This window comes from Pseudomonas sp. AC016 (genome assembly GCF_979253365.1).
Genome location: NZ_CEEDCC010000001.1, coordinates 1297630 through 1313541 on the forward strand (window position 1 = coordinate 1297630; position 15912 = coordinate 1313541).

At 59.5% G+C, this 15912-nt stretch carries 16 protein-coding genes; all 16 read right to left on the minus strand.

The genetic code is table 11. The annotated features are described in order from the left end of the window. Nucleotides 1–44 precede the first annotated feature (44 nt). Nucleotides 45–932 (minus strand): flagellar motor protein MotD, encoded by an 888-nt coding sequence (motD, locus tag AC0IXS_RS05615; protein ID WP_471824086.1) that lies wholly within the window; start codon nucleotides 930–932, stop codon nucleotides 45–47. A 6-nt stretch (nucleotides 933–938) separates the two neighbouring features. Further along, nucleotides 939–1679 (minus strand): flagellar motor protein, encoded by a 741-nt coding sequence (locus AC0IXS_RS05620; RefSeq protein ID WP_004880794.1) that lies wholly within the window; start codon nucleotides 1677–1679, stop codon nucleotides 939–941. Beyond that, a complete protein-coding gene (locus AC0IXS_RS05625) occupies nucleotides 1679–2851 on the minus strand; it encodes a protein-glutamate methylesterase/protein-glutamine glutaminase (protein ID WP_057410308.1) in 1173 nt (390 codons plus the stop codon). The genes AC0IXS_RS05620 and AC0IXS_RS05625 overlap by 1 nt, the downstream gene beginning before the upstream one ends. Nucleotides 2852–2902: 51 nt before the next feature. Next, the gene (locus AC0IXS_RS05630; protein WP_057410309.1) at nucleotides 2903–5161 is read right to left on the minus strand and encodes a chemotaxis protein CheA; all 2259 of its coding nucleotides are present in this window, start codon (nucleotides 5159–5161) and stop codon (nucleotides 2903–2905) included. 33 nt (nucleotides 5162–5194) lie between these two features. Next, nucleotides 5195–5980 carry a protein phosphatase CheZ gene (locus tag AC0IXS_RS05635; RefSeq protein WP_029242803.1) on the minus strand — a complete coding sequence of 262 codons (786 nt, stop codon included), beginning with the start codon at nucleotides 5978–5980 and terminating at the stop codon, nucleotides 5195–5197. A gap of 19 nt (nucleotides 5981–5999) precedes the next feature. After that, the gene (locus AC0IXS_RS05640) at nucleotides 6000–6374 is read right to left on the minus strand and encodes a chemotaxis response regulator CheY (RefSeq protein ID WP_161627625.1); all 375 of its coding nucleotides are present in this window, start codon (nucleotides 6372–6374) and stop codon (nucleotides 6000–6002) included. A 255-nt stretch (nucleotides 6375–6629) separates the two neighbouring features. Then, nucleotides 6630–7370 carry an RNA polymerase sigma factor FliA gene (gene fliA / locus AC0IXS_RS05645; RefSeq protein WP_002554271.1) on the minus strand — a complete coding sequence of 247 codons (741 nt, stop codon included), beginning with the start codon at nucleotides 7368–7370 and terminating at the stop codon, nucleotides 6630–6632. Beyond that, on the minus strand, nucleotides 7367–8200 hold the full coding sequence (gene fleN / locus AC0IXS_RS05650; protein WP_003412391.1) for a flagellar synthesis regulator FleN: 834 nt from the start codon (nucleotides 8198–8200) through the stop codon (nucleotides 7367–7369). Before fleN ends, fliA begins: the two co-directional genes overlap by 4 nt. Nucleotides 8201–8315: 115 nt before the next feature. Then, a complete protein-coding gene (flhF, locus tag AC0IXS_RS05655) occupies nucleotides 8316–9644 on the minus strand; it encodes a flagellar biosynthesis protein FlhF (RefSeq protein WP_057410311.1) in 1329 nt (442 codons plus the stop codon). A gap of 11 nt (nucleotides 9645–9655) precedes the next feature. Further along, nucleotides 9656–11785, minus strand: a complete 2130-nt coding sequence (gene flhA, locus AC0IXS_RS05660; RefSeq protein ID WP_004880782.1) for a flagellar biosynthesis protein FlhA — start codon at nucleotides 11783–11785, stop codon at nucleotides 9656–9658. A gap of 198 nt (nucleotides 11786–11983) precedes the next feature. Continuing rightward, entirely contained in the window at nucleotides 11984–13120 is a 1137-nt protein-coding gene (gene flhB, locus AC0IXS_RS05665; protein ID WP_004880779.1) for a flagellar biosynthesis protein FlhB, read from the minus strand. A 1-nt stretch (nucleotide 13121) separates the two neighbouring features. Next, nucleotides 13122–13907 carry a flagellar biosynthetic protein FliR gene (gene fliR / locus AC0IXS_RS05670; protein ID WP_032650615.1) on the minus strand — a complete coding sequence of 262 codons (786 nt, stop codon included), beginning with the start codon at nucleotides 13905–13907 and terminating at the stop codon, nucleotides 13122–13124. A gap of 6 nt (nucleotides 13908–13913) precedes the next feature. Continuing rightward, nucleotides 13914–14183: a flagellar biosynthesis protein FliQ gene (fliQ, locus tag AC0IXS_RS05675; protein ID WP_004880775.1), complete on the minus strand. Its 270-nt coding sequence runs from the start codon at nucleotides 14181–14183 to the stop codon at nucleotides 13914–13916. A gap of 25 nt (nucleotides 14184–14208) precedes the next feature. After that, nucleotides 14209–14961: a flagellar type III secretion system pore protein FliP gene (fliP, locus tag AC0IXS_RS05680; RefSeq protein WP_004880774.1), complete on the minus strand. Its 753-nt coding sequence runs from the start codon at nucleotides 14959–14961 to the stop codon at nucleotides 14209–14211. Then, complete coding sequence (gene fliO, locus AC0IXS_RS05685; RefSeq protein ID WP_122668538.1) at nucleotides 14961–15398, minus strand: flagellar biosynthetic protein FliO; 438 nt, start codon at nucleotides 15396–15398, stop codon at nucleotides 14961–14963. Before fliO ends, fliP begins: the two co-directional genes overlap by 1 nt. Continuing rightward, complete coding sequence (gene fliN, locus AC0IXS_RS05690) at nucleotides 15399–15860, minus strand: flagellar motor switch protein FliN (RefSeq protein WP_004880770.1); 462 nt, start codon at nucleotides 15858–15860, stop codon at nucleotides 15399–15401. Between the last annotated feature and the right edge of the window lie 52 nt (nucleotides 15861–15912).

Here is a 15912-nt window from a genome sequence, read left to right on the forward strand (position 1 = left end):
TGATGATTTTCCTTCCGTACAGCGATGACCGTACCGATACGCTATTAAGGTGCGGGTGACGGAGAATTGACAGTGTTCGCACGTACCGGCGGCTTTGCTGGCACCGGTGCAGTTTGTGTGCCAGCACGCTTCAATGCGGCGTCCGGCTGCGCATTCGCAGTGCCGGTGCTGGTCAGACTGCGCCGCACATCCAGGTTACGGGAGATGACCAGCACCACACGACGGTTCTTGGCACGCCCGGTAGCGTTGGTGTTGGGGGCAATTGGCTGGAACTCGCCGTATCCGACGGATGCCAGACGCGCCGGATTGACGCCGTCGATGGCCAGCATGCGGACGATACTGGCCGAACGTGCCGACGACAGTTCCCAGTTGGTCGGAAACTGCGCCGTGCTGATCGGCTGGTCATCGGTGAAGCCTTCGACATGGATCGGGTTGTCGAAGCGCTTGACGATACCGGCGACCTTTTCAATGATCGTGAACGCCTTGTCGCTGGGCATCGCATCACCGCTGCCGAACAACAGACTGGAGTTGAGCTCGATCTCGATCCACAGTTCGTTGCCGCGCACGGTCATCTGGTCGGACTGGATCAGATCGCCAAACGCATCACGTACATCCTGGGCAATGGTCTGCAACGGATCACTGGCCGACGAGGCGATACCGGCGTCGGTTTCTTCACTGTCCTTGAGCAATGGCTCGGACGGTTTGACCGAGACCGGGCGCTGCTCGCCGATGGGGATCGGCTTCATGGTGCGCTCGGTGTCGTTGAACACGCCGACCAGCGCCTGCGACAGAATCTTGTACTTGCCTTCGTTGACCGACGAGATCGAGTACATCACCACGAAGAAGGCAAACAGCAGCGTAATGAAGTCGGCGTAAGACACCAGCCAGCGTTCATGATTTTCGTGTTCTTCGGGCTGACGACGTCGAGCCATGAGGTGTTACTCCATGAAGCCTTGCAGCTTGAGTTCGATGGAGCGCGGGTTCTCACCCTCGGCAATGGACAGCAGACCTTCGAGCAGCATTTCGCGGTAGCGCGCCTGACGATGGGCAATCGCCTTGAGCTTGTTGGCGACCGGCAGCAGGATAAGGTTGGCCGTCGCGACACCGTAGATGGTCGCGACGAACGCCACGGCAATGCCGCTGCCCAGCTGACTCGGATCAGCCAGATTGCCCATCACGTGAATCAACCCCATGACCGCACCGATGATACCCACGGTCGGCGCATAGCCGCCCATGCTCTCGAAGACCTTGGCGGCCTGAATGTCACGGGTTTCCTGGGTGATGAAATCGACTTCCAGAATGCTGCGAATCGCTTCCGGCTCGGCACCGTCGACCAGCAGTTGCAGGCCTTTTCGGGCATAGCTGTCAGGCTCGGCATCGGCAACCGTTTCCAGCCCCAGCAGACCTTCCTTGCGAGCAGTCATGCTCCAGCCGATCACACGGTCAACGCCACCCGGCAGATCGACACGCGGCGGAAACAGCACCCAGCGAATGATTTTCATGGCGCGCATGAACGCGCTCATGGGCGCCTGCAACAGCGAGGCGCCCAGCGTACCGCCGATCACGATCAGCGCTGCCGGACCATTGAGCAGCGCACTGAGGTGTCCGCCTTCGAGGAAGTTGCCGCCGATGATCGCCACGAACGCCAGGATCAGACCGATCAGACTCAGTACATCCATCAGAGGCACGCCTCGACCAGGTGACGACCGATATCGTCCAGGCTATAGATTGCATCCGCCAGCTCGGCCTTGACGATGGCCATCGGCATGCCATAAATCACGCAGCTCGCCTCGTCCTGCGCCCAGACTGTACTGCCGGCCTGCTTGAGCAGACGAGCGCCTTCGCGGCCGTCGGCGCCCATGCCCGTGAGCACGACAGAGAGCACCTTGTCGCCATAGGACTTGGCGGCCGAACCGAATGTGATGTCCACACACGGCTTGTAGTTGAGGCGTTCATCACCGGGCAGAATCTTCACTGTGCCGCGGCTGTCGACCATCATCTGCTTGCCACCGGGTGCCAGCAGGGCGAGGCCCGGACGCAGTACGTCACCGTCCTCGGCTTCCTTGACGCTGATCTTGCACAGCTTGTCCAGACGCTCGGCAAAGGCCTTGGTGAACGCAGCAGGCATGTGCTGGATCAGCACCAGCGGTGCCGGAAAACCGGCAGGCAGTTGCGTCAGCACACGTTGCAATGCCACGGGACCACCGGTCGACGTGCCGATGGCAACCAGCTTGTAGGCCTTGCGCTTCGGCGTGCCCGAGGTGGTCGGATGGGCCGGCGCATGAGTCTGTGGCTGGGCATGGGCTGCATGCGGCGCAGGCGCTGCAGTACGCGGCGCAATCGGGCGTGCAGGCGTGGTCGATGCAGGTGCCGGCGCAGCGGTACGGGCAGCGGGCGCAGCGGATGAGGAAACCGGAGCAGCAGAAGTGGAACTCGCGCCGCTCAAACGACGGTTACTGCGTGAGATGCTGTTGATCTTCTCGCACAGCAGCTGCTTGACCTTCTGCGGGTTACGCGAGATGTCTTCAAAATTCTTGGGTAAAAAGTCCACGGCACCGGCGTCCAGCGCATCCAGCGTGACGCGTGCACCTTCGTGCGTCAGCGAGGAAAACATCAGAACCGGGGTCGGGATACGCTGCATGATGTGACGAACTGCCGTAATGCCATCCATCATCGGCATTTCGTAGTCCATGGTGATCACGTCAGGCTTGAGGGCCAGCGCCTGTTCGATCGCTTCCTTGCCGTTGGTTGCCGTGCCGACAACCTGGATGTTGGGGTCCGAAGAAAGAATTTCCGTAACGCGGCGGCGGAAGAAACCGGAATCATCCACCACCAGGACCTTGACTGCCATAAACACTCCAATAGGCGCCGCAGGCAGCCGAAGCTGCCCGCAACCCCAGAATCAAATACGCCGTGCGGCGTAACGCTTGAGCATGCTCGGTACATCGAGAATCAAGGCAATGCGACCGTCACCGGTGATGGTGGCGCCCGACATGCCCGGCGTACCTTGCAGCATCTTGCCCAGCGGTTTGATCACCACTTCTTCCTGACCGACCAGTTGATCGACGACGAAGCCGATGCGCTGGGTGCCGACAGACAGAATCACCACGTGCCCTTCACGCTGCTCTTCATGCGCTGCCGAACTGACCAGCCAGCGCTTGAGGTAGAACAGTGGCAAGGCCTTGTCACGCACGATCACCACTTCCTGACCATCGACGACGTTGGTGGTCGACAGGTCCAGGTGGAAGATTTCGTTGACGTTGACCAGCGGGAAGGCAAAGGCCTGATTGCCCAGCATGACCATCAGGGTCGGCATGATCGCAAGCGTCAGCGGAACCTTGATGACGATCTTCGAACCCTGACCCTTGGTCGAGTAGATGTTGATCGAACCGTTGAGCTGGGAAATCTTGGTTTTCACCACGTCCATGCCCACACCACGACCGGAAACATCGGAAATCTCGGTCTTGGTCGAGAAGCCGGGTGCAAAGATCAGGTTGTAGCAGTCGGTGTCGCTGAGACGGTCCGCAGCATCCTTGTCCATGACACCGCGCTTGACGGCGATGGAGCGCAGCACGTTGGGGTCCATGCCCTTGCCGTCATCGGAGATGGACAACAGGATATGGTCGCCTTCCTGCTCGGCCGCCAGAATCACCTTGCCGCCGCGGGACTTGCCGGTGGCTTCGCGTTCTTCCGGGGTTTCGATACCATGGTCGACCGCGTTGCGCACCAAGTGGACCAACGGGTCAGCGAGTGCCTCGACAAGGTTCTTGTCCAGGTCGGTCTCTTCACCCACCAGTTCCAGGATGATCTCTTTCTTGAGCTGGCGAGCCAGGTCACGAACCAGACGCGGGAAGCGGCCGAAGACTTTCTTGATCGGCTGCATGCGGGTTTTCATCACCGCGGTCTGCAGGTCGGCGGTTACCACGTCCAGGTTGGAAACGGCCTTGGACATGGCTTCGTCGCCACTGTTCAGACCCAGGCGAACCAGTCGGTTACGCACCAGCACCAGTTCGCCGACCATGTTCATGATCTCGTCCAGGCGCGCAGTATCGACGCGCACCGTGGTTTCGGCCTCTGTCGCGACCGGCTTTTCGCCCGTCGGGGCAGGAGCACGGGCGGGAGCAGGTGCAGCAGCCTTGGCTGGCGCAGGCTCGGCCTTCGCAGCAGGTGCAGGCGCCGCAGCGGGCTTGGCAGCAGGGGCCGGGGCAGCCGCAGCAGCAGGTGCGGGCGCCTTGGCCACGATGGCCTCAGGCTCGAACTTGCCCTTGCCATGCAGCTCGTCCAGCAGGTTTTCGAATTCGTGATCGGTGATTTCGTCCGAGGCTGCAGCCTTGGCTGTCACTGGAGCCTTGGCCGCAACGGCCTCGGCAGCAACCGGCGCGACGACAGCAGCGTCGAACGACCCTTTGCCATGCAGCTGATCCAGCAATGCTTCGAACTCGTCGTCAGTGATCTCGTCACTGGCCGGCGCGCTGCCGCCAGCCTTGGCCGCAGGGGCCGGTGCTGGAGCGGCATCGGCGGCAAACTTGCCCTTGCCGTGCAACTGATCGAGCAGGGATTCGAATTCCTGATCGGTAATCTCGTCGCTCGACGAGGCCTGAGCGGCCGGTGCCGCAGCAGGTGCTGCAATCGGCTTGGAGCCGTGCAGCGAATCGAGCAACTGTTCGAATTCGTGGTCGGTGATATCGTCGCCGCCAGCCGCCTCGGCAACCGGAGCAGGCACTTCAGTTGCCTCGGCCACAGGTTCAGGCTCGGCAACCGCATCATTGGATTGTGGTTCAGCCAGACGCGACAGCGCCGCCAGCAGTTCCGGCGTCGCAGGCGTCAGGTCAGTACGTTCGCGCACCTGGCCGAACATGCTGTTGACGGTGTCCAGTGCTTCCAGGACCACGTCCATGAGCTCGGAATCAACGCGCCGCTCACCCTTGCGCAGGATGTCGAACACGTTTTCGGCGATATGGCAGCACTCCACCAGCTCATGGAGCTGGAGGAAGCCGGCGCCCCCTTTTACAGTGTGAAAACCGCGAAAAATTGCATTGAGCAGATCAGCATCATCCGGTCGGCTTTCCAGCTCGACCAATTGCTCTGACAACTGCTCCAGAATTTCGCCGGCCTCTACCAGAAAATCCTGAAGGATTTCTTCATCGGCGCCGAAGCTCATGGGGGTGCTCCCTAAAATTAACCGTCAACAGACCTAGAAGCCGAGGCTCGATAGCAGATCGTCTACATCATCCTGTCCGGATACGACGTCTTCACGTTTATCGGCATGAATCTGCGGACCTTCACCCTTGGCGAGATGTTTTTTAGGATCTTTTTCTGCAAGGATGGATTCTTCGTCATGTTCGATGCCTGCGAAGCGATCGACATGGCTGGCCATGAGCACCAGTTTGAGCAAATTGCCTTCCACTTCAGTGACCAACTGCGTGACACGCTTGATCACCTGACCGGTGAGGTCCTGGTAATCCTGGGCGAGCAGAATGTCATTGAGGTGCGCGGAAACCTCGTGAGTTTCCTTCTCGGTACGCGTCAGAAAACCATCGACCCGCTTGGCGAGATCGCGAAATTCCTCGGCACCGATTTCGCGGCGCATGAAGCGCCCCCAGTCTTCACTCAACGCCTTCGCGTCGGCGCTCAGACCGTTCATGACCGGCGTGCTCTCCTCGACCAGATCCATGGTGCGGTTGGCCGCATTTTCGGTCAGCCGCACGACGTAACCCAGACGTTCGGTGGCATCCGTGATCTGCGATACCTCCTCGGCCTGAGGCATGTGCGGATCGATCTGGAAGTTGACGATTGCACTGTGCAGCTCACGAGTCAGCTTGCCCACTTCCTGATAAAGGCCGCGGTCGCGTGTCTGGTTGAGCTCATGGATCAGTTGCACAGCTTCGCCGAAACGACCTTTTTCAAGGCTGGTGACGAGTTCCTGCGCGTGTCTTTTCAGGGTCGACTCAAAGTCGGCCATCGAATCATTGTTATCCATAGCGCCCTCGCGGCATGCATCAGCTATTGACGCGTTCAAAGATCTTTTCGATCTTCTCTTTCAGCGCTTGAGCCGTGAATGGCTTGACCACGTAACCGTTCACCCCGGCCTGTGCAGCTTCAATGATCTGCTCACGCTTGGCTTCGGCAGTGACCATCAGCACGGGCAGGCTCTTGAGGCGCTCGTCCTGACGGACCTGGCGCAGCAGATCGATACCGGACATGCCAGGCATGTTCCAGTCCGTCACCAGAAAGTCAAAGGCGCCGCTCTGCAGCATCGGCAGCGCGGTCAGACCGTCGTCCGCTTCCGATGTGTTGGTGAACCCCAGATCACGCAACAGGTTCTTGATGATCCGCCTCATCGTTGAGAAGTCATCAACGATGAGGATTTTCATGTTCTTGTCCAATTCGACCTCCAAGCAGTCTTTAACGCGTTCAGCACCTGAACACGCTGTTCACTCAATACTGGCACAGCACACCCCCGGCTGTACGAAACGACGACGGGCTTGGCAAAACGACAGGTACAGACCTGAACGAACAGCCCATCGAGGCACCGCCCGACAGGCTCCTGCCTTGTCTATCCTGTTACCACGTAACGCTCTGCACAGCCGGCATGAAGCCAATGTGCGGACCAGGCCGCACATTGACTGTCAACGCGCTCGCCACTCCCCCAAACGCCCCCGCAAACGAGCTGCGCACTGGCTGTGTAACTGACTGACCCGCGATTCGCTGACCCCCAGGACCTCTCCGATTTCCTTGAGGTTCAGCTCTTCGTCGTAGTACAGCGCCAAGACCAGACGCTCACGCTCCGGCAAATTGGCAATCGCATCGGCCAGGGCTGCCTGGAAGCGCTCGTCTTCCAGGTCCCGTGACGGTTCAAGCGAACCGCTGGCACCGTCCTCGTGCAGCCCTTCATGGTCGCCGTCCTGAAGCAGGTCGTCGAAACTGAAGAGGCGGCTGCCCAAGGTGTCATTCAAAATCCCGTAATAATCATCGAGACTCAACTGGAGTTCGGCAGCAACCTCGTGATCTTTAGCGTCACGTCCGGTTTTCGCTTCAATTGCGCGAATTGCGTCGCTCACCATGCGCGTATTGCGGTGGACCGAGCGAGGCGCCCAGTCACCCTTGCGCACCTCGTCGAGCATGGCGCCACGAATGCGGATACCCGCATAGGTCTCGAAACTCGCACCCTTGGTGGAATCGTATTTGGTAGAGACTTCGAGCAGACCGATCATGCCGGCCTGAATCAGGTCCTCGACCTGCACACTGGCTGGCAGGCGAGCCAGCAGGTGATAGGCGATACGTTTGACCAGAGGCGCATAACGCTCGATCAGCTCGTACTGCGAATTCCGGGAAGCCTTGCTGTACATCTGGTAGCCGCTCGCTGTCATTGGACAGGCCCCGCACTGGTCTGGTGAACGAGTCGTTCGACGAAGAATTCAAGGTGACCCCGTGGGTTGGCCGGCAACGGCCAGGTGTCGACCTTCTGGGCAATGGCCTTGAATGCCAGCGCGCATTTGGAGCGCGGGAAGGCTTCGTAGACGGCACGCTGTTTCTGTACAGCCTTGCGCACGCATTCGTCGTAGGGCACAGCCCCGACATACTGCAGCGCAACATCCAGAAAGCGGTCCGTGACCTTGGTCAGCTTGGCGAACAGATTGCGGCCTTCCTGAGGGCTCTGGGCCATGTTGGCCAGCACCCGGAAACGATTCATGCCGTAGTCGCGGTTGAGCAACTTGATCAGTGCGTAGGCATCGGTGATGGACGTCGGCTCGTCGCAGACCACCAGCAGGACTTCCTGCGCGGCGCGTACGAAGCTGACCACCGATTCACCAATGCCGGCGGCCGTGTCGATCACCAGTACATCGAGATTGTCGCCAATCTCGCTGAACGCCTGGATCAGACCGGCATGCTGGGCAGGCGACAGATGAACCATGCTCTGGGTGCCGGAAGCGGCAGGCACGATGCGCACGCCGCCCGGCCCCTGGAGAAGCACGTCGCGCAACTCGCAACGGCCTTCTATGACATCGGCGAGCGTGCGTTTGGGTGTCAGCCCCAGCAGGACATCGACATTGGCCAGACCCAGATCGGCGTCAAGAAGCATGACGCGTCGACCGAGCTCAGCCAGGGCCAGTGAGAGGTTCACTGACACGTTAGTCTTACCGACGCCACCTTTGCCGCCAGTCACCGCAATAACCTGTACGGGATGCATGCTGCCCATGTTATTTCTTTACCTTGTCTTGCGTAGACCGAAGCCACATTGGGGGCTGCACGTTCGCGAACGAACAATGCCTGGCAGACCATCGATGCAGGGACATTCCAATAGTCTCCATCACTTAACCTACCCTTTTGCCAGGTGAGTGATAGAGGTCGGCAAACATATCAGCCATCGCTTCTTCGCTAGGCTCGTCCTGCATTTGCACGCTGACCGCGCGGCTCACCAACTGGTGGCGACGCGGGATGTGCAAATCGTCAGGAATCCGTGGTCCGTCCGTGAGGTAGGCCACCGGCAATTCGTGACTGATTGCCAGGCTCAGAACTTCGCCCAGGCTGGCGGTTTCATCCAGCTTGGTCAAAATGCATCCGGCCAGGCCACAACGCTTGTAACTGTGATAAGCCGCCGTCAATACCTGCTTCTGGCTGGTTGTGGCCAGTACCAGGTAGTTACGCGACTTGATGCCACGACCCGCCAGGCTTTCCAGTTGCATGCGCAACGCAGGATCACTGGCTTGCAGCCCGGCGGTATCAATGAGAACCACACGCTTGCGCAGCAGAGGCTCGAGGGCCTGTCCCAGCGACTGACCGGGATCGACGTGAGTCACCGGCACGTTGAGGATGCGGCCCAGTGTCTTGAGCTGCTCCTGGGCACCGATGCGGAAACTGTCCATGCTGACCAGCGCAATGTTCTGCGCGCCGTATTTCAGCACATAACGGGCGGCCAGCTTGGCCAGCGTGGTGGTTTTACCCATGCCGGCAGGACCGACCATGGCAATCACACCGCCCTCTTCCAGTGGCTCGACATCCGGCACAGCAATCATGCGCGCCAGATGGGCCAACAGCATGCGCCAGGCCTGACGAGGCTCGTCGATATCCGGAATCATCGACAGCAGGTCACGCGACAGCGGGCCGGACAGGCCGACGCGTTGCAGACGACGCCACAGGTTGGCCTGTTGCGGACGGCTGCCCTGCAACTGGGTCCAGGCCAGGGAGCCAAGCTGGACTTCCAGCAGCTCGCGCAGGCCGTTCAATTCGGACCGCATCGATTCGAAAGCACGTTGACCGCCTGCTGGCTCGGCTGCGGGAGCCGGTGCGTAGGCAAACGGACGTGGCGGCTCTTCGAGTGTCGGTTCGATGTGGGTGTCGGTCGCGCTGATCGACTTGCCGGAAAACAACTGAAGATTGACCGAGGCATCGCTGTCGCTGCGGTTGTTCAGTTCAGCCTGGGCGGAGACGATGCGCGACTGGGTCTTGCGCAGCTCGTCTTCGAGTTCCATGTTGGGAACGCGTGGCGCCAGCGCAGACAGCTTGTAATCCAGAGCGGCGGTCAACTCGACGCCACCGGCGATGCGGCGGTTGCCAATGATGGCCGCCTCAGCGCCCAGCTCATCGCGAACCAGCTTCATGGCTTGACGCATATCGGCGGCGAAAAATCGCTTAACTTGCATGACTCACTACCTCAGCCGTTGGGCCCGACAGTCGCTACGATGGTTACTTGCTTGTTGTCAGGAATTTCCTGATACGCCAGAACATGCATGCTCGGTACAGCCAGTCGTCCAAATCGTGACAGCATGGCCCGGATCGGACCCGCTACCAGAAGGATTACCGGCAACCCTTGCATTTCCTGACGCTGGGCCGCCTCGATCAACGAACGCTGGAGCTTTTCAGCCATGCTCGGTTCAAGCAGAACGCCTTCTTCCTGACCCTGACCAGCCTTCTGCAAACTATTGAGCAATATCTGTTCCAACCTTGGTTCCAGAGTGATAACAGGCAGCTCCGGCTCAACGCCTACAATGCTTTGCACGATTGCGCGGCTCAGACCGACGCGGACCGCCGCCACCAGCGCGGCGGTATCTTGACTCTTCCCGGCGTTGTTGGCGATGGCTTCTGCGATGCTGCGGATGTCGCGTACCGGTACGTGCTCGGCCAGGAGCGCCTGCAGCACGTTGAGCAACGACGACAGCGACAGCACACCCGGAACCAGCTCCTCAGCCAGCTTCGGCGAGCTTTTGGCCAGCAATTGCATCAATTGCTGGACCTCTTCATGGCCGATCAGTTCATGCGAGTGCTTGTACAGGATCTGGTTGAGGTGAGTAGCCACTACCGTGCTGGCATCCACTACCGTGTAGCCGAGAGACTGAGCCTGACTGCGCTGGCTGATTTCGATCCACACCGCTTCCAGGCCGAATGCCGGATCTCTGGCGGTGATGCCGTTCAGCGTGCCGAACACCTGACCGGGGTTGATCGCCAGTTCACGATCGGGATAGATCTCGGCCTCGGCCAGAATCACGCCCATCAGCGTCAGACGATAGGCGCTGGGCGCCAGATCGAGGTTGTCGCGGATGTGGACGGTCGGCATCAGGAAGCCAAGCTCCTGAGAGAGCTTCTTGCGCACGCCCTTGATACGCGCCAGCAACTGACCACCCTGATTGCGATCCACCAGCGGAATCAGGCGATAGCCCACTTCCAGACCGATGATATCGATAGGCGTCACGTCGTCCCAGCCCAGTTCCTTGGAATCCTGAACGCGGGTCGGTGATGGCAACAGATCCTGTTGACGCTGAACTTCGGCCAACGCCTCGAACTTCACCTGATTCTCTTTCTTCCACAGCAGGTAGGCACCACCGGCTGCCACAAGGCCAAGGCCGATGAAGGCGAAGTGCGGCATGCCTGGCACCAGACCCATGACGATCATGATGCCGGCCGAGACACCCAGCGCCTTGTAGGAGGAGAACATCTGGCGATTGATCAGCTTGCCCATCTCTTCCGAACCGGAAGCACGGGTCACCATGATCGCGGCAGCGGTGGACAGCAGCAGTGATGGCAATTGCGCCACCAAACCGTCACCGATGGTCAGCAGGGTGTATACGCGACCTGCGTCAGCGAAGGACATGTTGTGCTGAAAGATACCCACCAGCATGCCGCCGATGAGGTTGATGAACAGAATCAGCAGGCCGGCAATGGCGTCACCACGCACGAACTTGCTGGCACCGTCCATGGATCCGTAGAACTCGGCTTCCCCGGCGACTTCAGCACGACGGCGCTTGGCTTCAGGCTGATCAATGAGGCCGGCGTTGAGGTCGGCGTCGATCGCCATCTGTTTGCCTGGCATCGCGTCCAGGGTGAAACGTGCGCTCACTTCGGAGATACGCCCGGCACCCTTGGTGATCACCACGAAGTTGATGATCATCAGAATCGCGAACACTACGATACCGACCACGTAGTTGCCGCCGATCACCACCTCACCGAAGGCCTGAATCACCTTACCTGCAGCGGCGTGTCCATCCTGGCCGTGCAGCATGACCACACGGGTCGAGGCCACGTTCAGCGCCAGACGCAAGAGCGTGGCGACCAACAGAATGGTGGGGAAAACCGAGAAGTCCAGCGGCCGCAATGCGTAAACGCACACCAGCAGCACGACGATGGACAGCGCAATGTTGAACGTGAACAACACGTCCAGCAAAAACGGCGGAATAGGCAACATCATCATTGCCAGCATGATCAGCAACAACAGCGGCACGCCCAACTGGCCACGGCCGAGGCCTGCAAGGTTGCTGCGTGCGCTACTGAGTATCTGAGAGCGTTCCACCGATTCTTTACCTGCGCACTGGATCAAAACTTTGACGCCGACAGCGTCCTTGAACAGACCTATTGCAAGAAGCTGTCCAACTTTTCAAAAGCCAGTAAATGCGGGGGTGGAACGGCAGATAAGTCGCAATATCAAGGAAAAACCGAAGATGGCTTGCTGGCGATGCAGTCGACGCGGTGAATCAGGCAAACCGCATTGTCAGGAATCGCGCTGCAGGTCCGGCGGGATCGGCACGTCGCCCAGCGGATCCGGGCGCTTGCCCTGTCCTGCGTGGTACTGACGGATCTGGTAGACGTACGCCAGCACCTGAGCCACGGCCAGGTAAAGCCCTGCAGGAATCTCCTGTTCCAGCTCGGTGCTGTAATAGATGGAGCGCGCCAGGCCGGGCGACTCCAGAATCAGAATCTGATTGTGCGCGGCGATCTCGCGAATTTTCAGCGCAACCAGATCCGTACCCTTGGCCAGCAGCATTGGCGCGCCACCCTTCTCGGGATCGTATTTGAGCGCCACGGCGAAGTGAGTCGGGTTGGTGATGATCACGTCGGCTTCGGGGATCGAGGCCATCATCCGGCGCTGTGACATCTCGCGCTGCAATTGACGGATACGCTGCTTGATCTCTGGACTGCCCTCGCTGTTCTTGTGCTCGTCGCGCACTTCCTGCTTGGTCATCAGCAGCTTCTTGTGCGCCTCCCACAATACGAACGGAACGTCGGCGGCAGCGACAAACATCAAACCGCAGGCCATCCAGAAACTGCTCCAGCCCACCACCTGAAGACTGTGGATAATGGCCTGCTCCAGAGGCTCGTGCGCGATGGCGACAAGATCGTTGCGCTCCTTGCTCAGCACCACCAGCGCTACCGCCAGAATGATCAGGAATTTGGCGAGCGACTTGAGCAGCTCAACCAGCGCATGGGGCGAGAACATGCGCTTGAGACCCGCAGCCGGGTTCATGCGGCTGAACTTGGGAGCCAGCGATTTGGTCGCGAACAACCAGCCACCAAGCATGATCGGCCCTACCAACGCGGCCATAAGCATGGCAATCAGAAACGGCAGCACCACAACCAGGGCATGCAGACCGGAACTGAGCAGTGCCTTGCCCATGTAATCCTGGTCCATCAGCGTTTCACGGGTAATGGTGAAATTGTCGCGCATCAACTCGAACATCATCTGTGCGATGCCGCCACCAAACACCAGCGCCCCGCCCGACCCCATCAGCATCACGACCAGGGTGGTCAGCTCCTTGGAGCGGGCAATCTGACCATCGGCCCGAGAGTCACGGACCTTTTTCTCCGTGGGTTCTTCTGTCTTGTCCTGGCCATTCTCGTTCTCAGCCATTTCAACGAGCCCTCACCATGTCGCGCAGTGCTTGCAGAGCCTGACTGGCAAGCGGCTGATACTGATTGAGAATATCGCCCATGGTCATCCACAGAATGACCATGCCCAGCACCAGCGTCAGCGGAAAACCGATGGAAAAGATATTGAGCTGAGGTGCCGCACGTGTCATCACGCCAAACGCGATGTTGATGACCAGCAGCGCGGTGATCGCCGGCAGCACCAGCCTGAGAGCCGAACCCATGACCCAGCCAAGCCCGGTCGCCAGCTCCCAGAAATTATTGACCAGCAGGCCGCTGCCCACCGGCATGGTCGTGAAGCTTTCAACGAGAATTTCCAGCACCACCAGATGACCGTTCATGGCCAGAAACAGCAGTGTCACCAGCATGGTGAAAAACTGCCCGATGGTGGCCGACGAAACGCCGTTGGTAGGGTCGACCATCGAAGCGAAACCCATGCCCATCTGCGTCGAGATGATCTGCCCCGCCACCACGAAAATATGGAAAAACAGCTGTAAGGCGAGCCCCATCCCTGCGCCGATGATGATCTGCTCGCCAATCAACAGCAGCGCACTGAGATCGAGGGCCTGCACTGTGGGCATCGCAGGCAACACGGGCGCAACTGCAACGGTCATGGCAACCGCCAGATACAGGCGCACACGCCGGGGAACCAGCGTCGTGCCAATGATCGGCATCGTCATCAACACAGCGATGATGCGAAAAAGCGGCAACATGAAGCTGGCGACCCAGGTGCTGATCTGGGCGTCGGTCAGCGCGAGCATCGGCTGCATGCAGCGTCAGCCGATCACGGTCGGAATGCTGGTGTACAGCGACAGCATGTATTCCATGAAGACTTTCAACAGCCAGGGACCGATCGCGATCAGTGTGATCAACATGACGATCAGACGTGGCAGAAAGCTGAGCGTCTGTTCGTTGATCTGGGTGGCGGCCTGAAACATCGCCACAAGAAGACCACAGATCAGACTCGGCACCACCAGAATCGCTACCAGCATGGTGGTCAGCCACAGCGCTTCACGAAACAGATCGACGGCTACTTCCGGCGTCATCGGGCAGACTCCTCAGCGAAACGACTCATACACCACCAAAACTGCCGGCCAGCGTGCCGACAATCAGCGCCCAGCCATCCACCAGCACGAACAGCATGATCTTGAATGGCAGGGAAATGATCAGCGGCGACAGCATCATCATACCCATCGCCATCAGCACACTGGCCACGACCAGGTCGATGATCAGAAACGGAATGAAGATCATGAAGCCGATCTGAAACGCGGTCTTGAGCTCGGAGATAACAAAAGCCGGCACCAGAATATTCAGCGGTGCCGCGTCAGGCGTCGGAATGTCGGTGCGTTTGGACAGGCGCATGAACAGCTCAAGGTCACTGGTGCGCGTCTGAGCCAGCATGAAATCCTTGATCGGCACCTGCGCCTTGGCGACCGCATCCTGCGCCGTAAGCTGCTCGGCCAGATACGGCTGCAAGGCGTCCTGATTCACCTTGTCGAACACAGGCGCCATGATGAACATGGTCAGAAACAGCGCCATGCCGGTCAGGATCTGGTTCGACGGCGTCTGCTGCAGACCCAGGGCCTGGCGCAGAATCGAGAAGACGATGATGATCCGCGTGAAGCTGGTCATCAGCATCACGAATGCCGGGATGAAGCTCAGCGCAGTCATGATCAGCAGGATCTGCAGACTGACCGAATACTCCTGCTGGCCGTCAGCCCCGTTGGACAGGGTGATGGCCGGAATCGACAACGGATCGGCAGCCAACGCGACCGGCGCAATCATTACCAGCAACAGCAGTACCAGGAAACGCAAGGCGCCCATTACTTCTTGTCCTTATCCTTGCCCATCAAATCCAGCAGACGCTGAGCGAACTCGGGCGTCGCCTGCTCCCGGACCGGCACCTGCACAGGCTCCTTGAGCACATGCAGGGTGGTGATATTGCCTGGTGTGATGCCCAGCAGGACCTGTTCATTGCCCACCTGAACCAGCACCAGACGATCACGCGGCCCGATGGCCCGCGTGCTTACCAGTTCGATGATCTGGCTGTTGTTGGGCCCAACCCGCTGAACCCGCCGCATCACCCAGGCCAGCGCGAAAATCAGGCCGACCACCAGCAGCAGCCCGAACAACAGCTGCATCACCTGACCACCCATGCCACTGGATACGGTATTGGCCACGGCGGGCGCTGCCTGCGCAACGGGCTCGGCGGCCAGCGCCAGCGAGGGCAGCATCAGCAGAACACTCAGCAAGCGCTTCACTTAACGCAGCTTCTTGATGCGTTCACTCGGGCTGATCACGTCAGTCAGGCGAATGCCGAACTTTTCGTTGACCACCACCACTTCGCCATGCGCAATCAACGTACCGTTGACCAGCACGTCCAGCGGCTCGCCTGCCAGACGATCCAGCTCGATGACCGACCCCTGGTTGAGTTGCAGCAGGTTGCGAATGTTGATGTCGGTACTGCCCACTTCCATGGAGATCGACACCGGAATATCCAGAATCACGTCCAGGTTCGGGCCGTCCAGGGTGACCGGCGCATTGTTTTTCGGCACGCTGCCGAACTCTTCCATGGTCATGCGATTGGTCGCATTGCCCGCATCCGCAGCCAGCAGCGCGTCGATATCGTCCTGACCACCTTCGCCCGCCTCGCCCAGTGCAGCAGCCCATTCATCGGCCAGCGCCTGATCTTCAGCAGACGTCATATCGTTTTCATCAGCCATCGGTAGTCCTCTGCAAGCAGTGATTCAATTACGCAACAATGTTCCGACGCCG